11 protein-coding genes and 1 tRNA gene are annotated in these 8,398 nt (G+C 46.7%); 6 read left to right on the top strand and 6 right to left on the bottom strand.

The genetic code is table 11. From position 1 onward, the window contains the following. Window positions 1-179: 179 nt before the first annotated feature. A complete protein-coding gene (locus AAX04_RS11155) occupies window positions 180-1,295 on the top strand; it encodes a hypothetical protein (protein WP_066798302.1) in 1,116 nt (371 codons plus the stop codon). On the opposite strand, the gene AAX04_RS11150 is transcribed toward AAX04_RS11155, so the two are convergent. Then, complete coding sequence (locus tag AAX04_RS11150) at window positions 1,280-1,507, bottom strand: SDR family NAD(P)-dependent oxidoreductase (protein WP_066798300.1); 228 nt, start codon at window positions 1,505-1,507, stop codon at window positions 1,280-1,282. The two genes, AAX04_RS11155 and AAX04_RS11150, sit on opposite strands and share 16 nt — an antisense overlap. 100 nt (window positions 1,508-1,607) lie before the next feature. Between AAX04_RS11150 and AAX04_RS11145 the strand changes: the two genes are divergently transcribed. From AAX04_RS11145 to AAX04_RS11135, 3 genes are all read left to right on the top strand, one after another. Beyond that, window positions 1,608-2,288, top strand: a complete 681-nt coding sequence (locus AAX04_RS11145) for a TIGR00266 family protein (protein WP_066798298.1) — start codon at window positions 1,608-1,610, stop codon at window positions 2,286-2,288. Window positions 2,289-3,102: 814 nt separating this feature from the next. Then, on the top strand, window positions 3,103-3,297 hold the full coding sequence (locus AAX04_RS11140) for a hypothetical protein (protein ID WP_066798296.1): 195 nt from the start codon (window positions 3,103-3,105) through the stop codon (window positions 3,295-3,297). A 25-nt stretch (window positions 3,298-3,322) separates the two neighbouring features. Next, entirely contained in the window at window positions 3,323-3,553 is a 231-nt protein-coding gene (locus tag AAX04_RS11135) for a hypothetical protein (RefSeq protein ID WP_156519840.1), read from the top strand. 240 nt (window positions 3,554-3,793) lie between these two features. On the opposite strand, the gene AAX04_RS12090 is transcribed toward AAX04_RS11135, so the two are convergent. The 5 genes from AAX04_RS12090 to AAX04_RS11115 all read right to left on the bottom strand — a co-directional run bounded on the left by AAX04_RS12090 (window position 3,794) and on the right by AAX04_RS11115 (window position 6,106). Beyond that, window positions 3,794-3,911, bottom strand: a tRNA-Leu gene (locus tag AAX04_RS12090). Between the two features lie 83 nt (window positions 3,912-3,994). After that, window positions 3,995-4,885, bottom strand: a complete 891-nt coding sequence (locus tag AAX04_RS11130) for an LAGLIDADG family homing endonuclease (protein ID WP_238377875.1) — start codon at window positions 4,883-4,885, stop codon at window positions 3,995-3,997. Window positions 4,886-5,333: 448 nt separating this feature from the next. Continuing rightward, window positions 5,334-5,498 (bottom strand): hypothetical protein, encoded by a 165-nt coding sequence (locus AAX04_RS12085; protein WP_156519839.1) that lies wholly within the window; start codon window positions 5,496-5,498, stop codon window positions 5,334-5,336. A gap of 107 nt (window positions 5,499-5,605) precedes the next feature. Then, complete coding sequence (locus AAX04_RS11120; RefSeq protein WP_066798290.1) at window positions 5,606-5,833, bottom strand: hypothetical protein; 228 nt, start codon at window positions 5,831-5,833, stop codon at window positions 5,606-5,608. 66 nt (window positions 5,834-5,899) lie between these two features. Beyond that, window positions 5,900-6,106: a hypothetical protein gene (locus tag AAX04_RS11115; RefSeq protein ID WP_156519838.1), complete on the bottom strand. Its 207-nt coding sequence runs from the start codon at window positions 6,104-6,106 to the stop codon at window positions 5,900-5,902. Between the two features lie 151 nt (window positions 6,107-6,257). Between AAX04_RS11115 and AAX04_RS11110 the strand changes: the two genes are divergently transcribed. Both AAX04_RS11110 and AAX04_RS11105 read left to right on the top strand, forming a co-directional pair. Beyond that, on the top strand, window positions 6,258-7,808 hold the full coding sequence (locus AAX04_RS11110) for a hypothetical protein (protein WP_238377874.1): 1,551 nt from the start codon (window positions 6,258-6,260) through the stop codon (window positions 7,806-7,808). 150 nt (window positions 7,809-7,958) lie between these two features. After that, window positions 7,959-8,398: hypothetical protein (locus AAX04_RS11105; RefSeq protein ID WP_156519837.1), on the top strand; the 440-nt coding region annotated here is incomplete at its 3' end.

Here is an 8,398-nt window from a genome sequence, read left to right as displayed (position 1 = left end):
GGAGGCGGTAGGTGTTAAACCTCCACCGTCTCCTTCTCGACGGTCTCCCTGGGCCCCCTCACCGCAGCAGCTCCCGCCCTGTCGCCAGGGGTTCCTTGCCACTGCGGGTCTCGGAAACCCAGGGTAACCACTAGGGGTGCTAGAGTTAGGTTTTTAAATTTAACTGGAGATATCTCCTTGTGGATTACTTAACCATTAAGTTACCGTTTAATGTTGATGGGGATGCAGCCAGGGAGTTGCTGTCGACAGCGTGGTTGTTCAAGATAGCCACGCATAGAGTGTTAGGTGTAGCTAGGCAACAGCAAGTTCTGCCTGGGAGCAGGATTGGTTGGAAGAACATGTTTAGGAAAATTGCATATGGAATTATTCCAAATGAGAGGTATGCTGATGGTGTTATAACTCTTGTGATGGGTGTTTACGAGTCTTGTAGGGAATTAAGCATTGACTTTAGGGGTGTTGAGTTGGGTGATTGGTTGATGTTTCAGCAAAGCTCATTGGAATACCCAAGCAGGAACACTACCCTAAAGCCTAACTATGAGTTTCACGTGACTACTGTTAGGTTTGATGGATCAACCGGCAGGGTTGTTGTTAAGCCAACAATACCTAAGATTTACAAAGCATTACTTGATGCAGTTCTTTTTGAACATGTCAAGTACATGGGTAGGGTTGTGGTTACTGATTACGGCGTTAGAAGTAACCAATTGTGGGTTCGTGGTGAAGTACACATGACGGTGCCAATGGATGTTTATTATGAGCGCATGGCTAGGCATAAGAAAAACAGTGGCAAGCTCATTGGTGGCGTCGATGTTAACACCGATAGGTTTAATCTAGCAATCATTGATAAGGAGGGTAGGCTAATAGACCACAGGACTTTTTGGTTCAGTGAAGCAACTGCACGAGGCTTCCCCAAGCACAGTGCGTGGAGCATAATCGGCGTGAGGATTCATGAAATGCTCAACTACGCCTACCACCACGGTGTTAGGATTTTGTTCCTAGAAAACCCAGAGGTTCTCGGTAGGCTGAGGCTAATGTGGATTAGGAGTGGTGATAGAAATCATGAGAATTACAATCATAAGGTCTCAATATTCAGAAGCTCCATCATTGAGAGAATAGCCATGAAAGCACCACTATACAGCATAGAGACCAAATACGTGAATCCAAGGGGAACAACAAACTCCAAAGAACACGACGAACTAATGAGGAAGCATGGACTAGACAGGCACACAACATCAGCCTACTTAACAGCCCTAAGAGGCTTAGGCATTAATAAATATGTACACTACAAACAATCATAAAAACCAAAAACAGCCCCCTTAGCCGTGCTTAGGTCACCCCTAATCGCCTCTATCCTACCGTATCTGGATAACTCTGCCTTAAGCGCATTAAGCCTAGCCTCATTCCTAGCTATGACAGCCACTGATGCGCCATTCACTAAGGCCAAGTAAGCCGTGGCAGAGCCTGTACCCGGCCCAGCACCGGCTATGAGAATCCGCTTACCACTAAGCATAGCACCCCTAACTTAACCTGACTTTAAAGAGTAACCCCCGTGATTCTATAGATGAAATTAATAAGTTATACTTTTAAAACTAAGGGACATTAGGTTTAATGTGGTTGAGTTTAAGATAATGGGCAGTGACATACAGCACCTACTCATAAACATGGGCCCTGGAGAGAGGGTTTACGTTGAAGGCGGGCACCTAATATGGAAGTCAAGCACAGTTAACCTAAAGGCCACCACGGGTGGTGGCTTACTTTCAGGTCTTAAGAGGGCCTTAACAGGGGCCAGCTTCTTCGTGCTTGAGGTTGAGGGACCTGGTGAGGCTAACGTGGCTGGCTTCGCCCCAGGTAAGGTGGTTGAGATTGACCTGGATGGTTCAAGGGGTGTTATGGTTGAGCACAGGAGTTTCCTGGCCATGGAGACCACCGTTGATTACGACGTTAAGTTAATGGGGTTGGGCTTTGGTTGGCTTGGTGGGGAGGGGTTACTCATGGCGCACCTTAAGGGCTTAGGTAGGGTGTTTATACATGCCATCGGTGATGCATTAACCATAGACCTGGGTCCAGGGGAGGCTATTGACGCTGAAGCTGGGCATGTATTAGCCTTTGAGGATGGTATGAGGGTGGGTGTTAGGAGGGTGGGTGGTTTAAGGACAATGCTCTTCGGGGAGGAGGGCATATGGCTAGCCCACATTGAGGGGCCTGGTAGGGTTTGGCTTAGGACACTAAGCCGCCAACAGGTTATAATGGGCCTAATGCCGGAACTAGCCCAAGTGGCACGGTCAACCTAAGTCTAGACCCTAAGGGTGATGCAGTTACCCGGCTTTAATGCACTTCCTGTTAATGTCAACCATATAATGATCTTCGCTTAGCCTAATTTAAACTTGAGGAACCTAAAGTAACTTAGAGAAGTACTCAACCCTGTAGGAACCGATTCATGGTGTTCTGGTGGAAGGTTTACTCCAACAGTGCGGGATGTTGGTGAAAAGGGGATTCCTGTAGTTAAAAGTAGAAACTAGGTTTTATGTTGTTGAAGAACGTGAAAGTGTATGAGGGCATTGAATCGAATAGATGAAATAAATGTTATGCAGGTTAAGGGGATTAACCTTAAGGTTAGGGACGGAGGATTAAACCTGGGTGCATTAATGTGACCACCGGGTGTAATGGGTTGTATAAGACCATAGTTTCTAGAAGCCTTAGCAGTACCATTACTTACCCTGCCTGCAAGGGATAGCGATACTAGGTTTACAGCTATCGGTGTTATGGGTCGTAGTAACCAGAATCCCATTGCGCACAACGCCCATGTACACATATGCTATACTTACTGACGAAGACCATGCATTCCAATGAATAGCTTCAAGCCGACTTCTTGGCACTATCTACACCTAGCCTTAAGATTGTTTTGCCGAGATATTAGTGTTTCTCATGTTGTCTTAGAGTTTTCATTATTCAGTACCTTCGTATTCTAGTAATAATCTGTATCCCTTTTATCTTATCCTTATGAGATTCATAACTGCATGAGATTTGAGACTGATGGCCAGTGTCTTAACTAGTGAATCTCGCAGAAAAGTATAAGGCTTTATATTGTTAAGAAAGAGGATTATGATGTTGAGTAGGGTTGTCGTCTTAGTTTTTGCGGTATTGGTAATTGCAGTTATATCTATTGCTACATACTTAACCTTGCACCATGGATTGTTTAATGTAGTTAAGGGTGGGTTTAACTCCACTACCGTTGATTCAACCGGCCTTTGGGTTTCAGAACTAATTAGGAGGGTTCAGGGACTTTCAGTTGTCGCTTAGGGTTGTTAATGGCTCGGTGATTCTCATGAGTAACACGGAGTACGGTTACGTCTTACTAGACCAATTCTCAAGACAGTTCTATAACCAAACCACCGTGAGGATTGATGGCTACATGGTGGATTACACGCCATGGTGCACGCCATCCGTGGGTAGAAACCGCACTACAGTCACTTTGATAAACCCTAGCGGTGCAATGTGCATACTCTTCACAGTTAAGTTAACCAACAGGACCATTGTAGGTAATGAAACCTACTGAGAACCAACACCCTTTGAACTATCAGTTATCTCATACTACGTCGGCGCCTTCAAGATCGGTGAGCTATACTTCATCCCCAATATTATAATCCACATGCCCCTCTTACCAATACCCACCACCAAACAGTACATATATATGGATGATATTAGCACTAGTTAATCAAAACCAATCCTAGCGGAACCATGATGTAATGTGTGCATAAGCAGTCTTGGGATTAAGCAGGAAGAGGTTTATTCTTCATGGTGCGGGGGGTGGGATTTGAACCCACGCAGGCCTACGCCAACGGGACCTGAATGCGGTCCCCTTCAATCAGATTCGGGGATACCCGCCCCCTTTGACCAAGCTCGGGCACCCCCGCAAGCCCTGTTATACACTGCAGGCTTTTAACTTTTTTTGTCCTGGTTTTCATGTACGTCTTAACCCTATTCTTAATGACTAGCCTTAGAGATTTAACGGAAGAGGGTATCCCCCGTGGGTGTGAGTTTGTGGGGCCGCTTGGGTGAGTATGTCTGCGGCATGGTACCTTTTTGGGTCATTGCCATTATTATCGTATTTCAGCAGCTCGTAAAAATGCTCAAACTCTTTTATTGTCAACTCTTTGTTGTAATACCTCAAATACACTTCCGCCCTCAACCTCTTCATTGGATGCGCCAGATATTGCCGCAATCCCTCATATAACTGAACAGCCTGTAAACTTCGAAACCGCAATTTACTATCCCCTTTAGACTTTTTAATCGAGCCCGTAATGCTCAATCTCTCATAAACCATGTTCTTAAGGAACTCTAAAAATTCGATGTTGGCGGAAGTTATATCTATCTCGAATCTGTACCCATACGGCTGCTTCTCGGATGTAACTATACCATCCGTATCCACCAAGCCAGCTAGGTACCTTAAAAGGCCGCTTGTATTAAAACTGCTTATTGTCTCGTAACCCTTGCCATACCACGGCCACTCACTCCTCCTTAATTTAACATAGAACCTTACGTAGACCACATTAGGCGTCCTCCTTCTTGTCGTTAATTCAACAGTTGGTGTTTTTATCGATCTCGTTAACCTCTCAAAATATAACACACCCGGCGAACTTGTTGTACTCGCTGATATCTCATACCATGATCGTGATGTTGATCTTACAAATACGTCACCGTGCACCGCACCTAACATGTATGTATCGTTTATACTGAGGTGGCGTAGAATCTCTATCCACGCATGCGTGTCTATTCCATACGTAATCAGTTCATTCACGCTAACACCAATGTATTTCCACATGATATTGTCCATCACAATTTCGTTCCAACCAAGTCGCTCTTTCAGCGCTTTTTCAATCTCCTCCACAAGCAAACTCCTACCCGCCCCACGGTCGTGGGTTTGTGGGCTCATGGTGGCTCACCCATTGAAGCATTAGATGCATTAGGCCCCAGCGGGCTTGAACGCCCGCCCCAGGATGCACTGGTTTTAAAGTAGACCCCAAGACTCCCTGCTGGGGCCTGGAGCAGGGAGCCCTGGAGCCCCACAGACCCTTTCTGACTTTTGACGCCCATACTGGGCCACCAGACCCAGCGGGCCTTGGCAGGTTTCGTGTGTGGTTGCCCGGTAGCCGCCCTCGCGGCGACACCTGGGTCACACGCACTACTCCCCACCGAGGCCCAATACCACCTAGAAATCAAGAAAATTTAGAGATGGGAGGTTGGGCTTTGGAGGGGGAAAGGCACGGGCATGGGCATCTAGGCAGCTCAGATGATTGGGTAGCCTTGGTTTTGAGGAGTTTAGGCTTGGTTTGATTTTATGACTGGAAGCACCTGTGCTTGGTTAGGTCGTAACCGATTGCGGGTAGTAGCTCGGCGGTTTTGCGGCATAGCTCTGACTCTTTGCACTTCCCATAGACATATTGCCATAGTTTGCAGTCTGAGCCGCTGTACGTCAGCATCCACCCAAGCAGCCAGTCCACTACTCACACTCACGGGGCTGGATCATCCCCGAGGAATTCGCCTTGGTAAACCCAAGGCGCTCTACCTCGGGGACTCATCACTTTCCACTTTACTTTACTCACTAGCCTTAATAAGGCTTTATCGTGGCTCCAGCAAAGCCTCTCTGTAGTGCCTTCCATTTCTTGAATAGTTTGTTGTTTATTGCCTCGTTTATTGACGCAACCTCCCTCGACACGTCTATCATAACCTCCTCATTCAAGCACCTCACGAACCTCCTCCCATAGATCACGGCTTCAGCCTCATCGATGTAGGCGCAGAACTCGGCTGTTGATGCAGCGAACCTACTATGCCTCACGCCCAGCGCTACTTCCTTGAGGAGTGTGTAGGCTGTCCTTGAGAGTATGGACCCAATTGTTGAGGGTCACCTATGACCCTTAACATGGACTACACCCATTATTTTACTCACACCATCACTAACCCTCCTATTAATGCCATCCCTAAGCATGCGACTAGGCACATCACCATTGCTCAGGTAATCAATAACCTCATTAACAACTCTGGACAGGAAGCCAACACCACCCGCAATGTAGGGATGAGTGCCTGCATTGCCCACAAACACAACAACCATGCCTAGGCATAAAAGGCTACTCCACATCAGCCTAATCCAGCCCTCCCCTGGTTTCCCCCATCTGCTGGCTTTTCCCGTTGGGCATAGTGTACTTAATTTACTTGCGCAAGCCTTTTTAGGAGACGGCTGACGATGAGGCCGGTGGTTGGTGTTGGAAAAAAGACTCAAACCAATCTGGATCACCCCACTAGTAATCGCCCTGGCTGTTGCATCAATTGTTGTTTTGGTTGTTGATGGTGTTGGTGTCTCTCCGTCACTCACAGCCTCAATTCACATTGGTGGGTTTGGTGAGGTTGATTACTACGCATCGCAGCCCATACCCAATGTCCCTCCTGGCTTGTTGGTTAGGGTTTTCCTTATCAACGGTTCGGTTATTGAGCCCGTGGATGCATTCATTGATGTCTATGCCAATGCACCGAACGGTATCGTCCACGTCTCCATGGGTTACTCAACAACCTTAATTGTGCCGTTTAGTAACGTGAATTGGCAGTACGTAATTAATAAGTGGGTATTATTGGGCTTATTGGGCGTGTCATCCAGTGAGTATGAAACATCAATGCTCATATTCATAACCTACGTGAGGGGCAACGAGTCGTGGATACTGCCATTAGTCATTCCATACAACGTGGCTTGGGCTATCAAAAACTCAAGGTACATAGTCGTTAATGCCTTCATCAACGTGAACTCAATAAAGCCTAGTGAGGTAATTCCAGCAATGCCAGGCACAACTGCGGTGAACCTACAACTCCCCAGTAATCATAGTGATTACACAACCTATGACTGCTATTTAAGTGCTCCCAAGCCGCCGCCAGAAACAGCATTCAAGCCTGAAATCACATGCCTAGGCTTCAACGGATCACTACCAGCAACATGGGTAACATTGAGCAACGGCGTAATACAAAACGATGAAGGGCTACAATTCGAACTTAACATATACTTCTCGGGTACGATAAATTGGGACGCAATGGCTGCCGGCTACGGTGACATAGGCATATCATACAGCGCAAACGAGAACTGGGTATTGAGCAGTCCAACGTATACTATTGGTTCCCAGATTACGCAGCCTGGCTCACTGTATTGGTACTATGGAGGTGCCACATGGGCTATTGTTAATTACACCGTGTGGTTTGTGAGCTCCTCAATGGGTACTTACCACCTGGGTAATGCAACCATTTTCGAGGTGCTTTACATACCACCGAATAGTAATTACGTTGGCATGGTACTTGATTATGGCAATGGTCCGGTAAGTCTACTCTACTACTTAGCCAGTAAGCATTACCTCGAATACCCAGCATCAATTATTAATTACGCAGCATTCGTATACACAGGTCAGGAGTATCTCTATAAATGCAACGGACCAGTTACTAATGCTAGTACAACATCAGGTACCGCCTACGCGATAACACTCGGTGGTGTTAATACTGCCTACAGCCTGAGTGCGGCTGAGATTGGCACTGGGTTGGGTGGTTTGGCGCTTGGTATTTCATCAATGCTAATAACACCTTCAACCTCATCAAGCGTGACAAGTACCTACCTAGAGTTTTTCAACGTTAATACCGGCACGAGCCTCTACATCTCCGTGGTTAATGCCTCGGCGGTTTACGGCTTACCCACATTCGGCTTCATACTGAACGCCACAAACTACTACGGGGGTCCAGCGAGCGTCACGTGCAAGTACAATCAATGGGTGCAGATTGGTTAAGAGCCATTATGGCACTCAACATTCGTTAAAATTCGTAATGGTGCCCCCATGAACGTTAAATCCTTGTTTTGGTTCTATTTTGGCTTTGTTTTTGTGGGTTTCGCATCCTCGTTATGGTCCCTACTTACTTCGGTTCTCACGGTAATGCCGATGCCACTGCCCTACTGGCTACTCTACACACCGGGCAACATTGCTACTGCAGGAATCATCGTTACTGTCCTAATGCTTGCTTTATACACATACCTCGGTGTAGCATTGGTTTTGAGTAAGCTGCTTAGGGGCCTCGTACCAATCATCATGGTTATCGCATTCACCATAGGCCTAGCCCTACTCCTAGCCAAATTAGCCATACCAGCCTTGGCCGCCTTAATCATAGCCTACTTAATGCTTATTGGCACATACTCAGTGTTAACCAGCATAGCCACAACAAGGGCTTCTAAGGCCTTGTGGGCAACGGCAACAATAATACTCACACTAATACCGCCAATACTCATAGGAGGCGGATTAGCAGTCATTAACTACATAAAGTACATGGCATTGGTTGAACAGGCAACGGCAATAATGGCATCGGCAGCGGAGGCGTGGAGGCT

The sequence above is a fragment of the Caldivirga sp. MU80 genome (assembly GCF_001663375.1).
Lineage (GTDB): Archaea > Thermoproteota > Thermoprotei > Thermoproteales > Thermocladiaceae > Caldivirga.
This window is presented reverse-complemented; position numbering and strand designations above follow the sequence as displayed.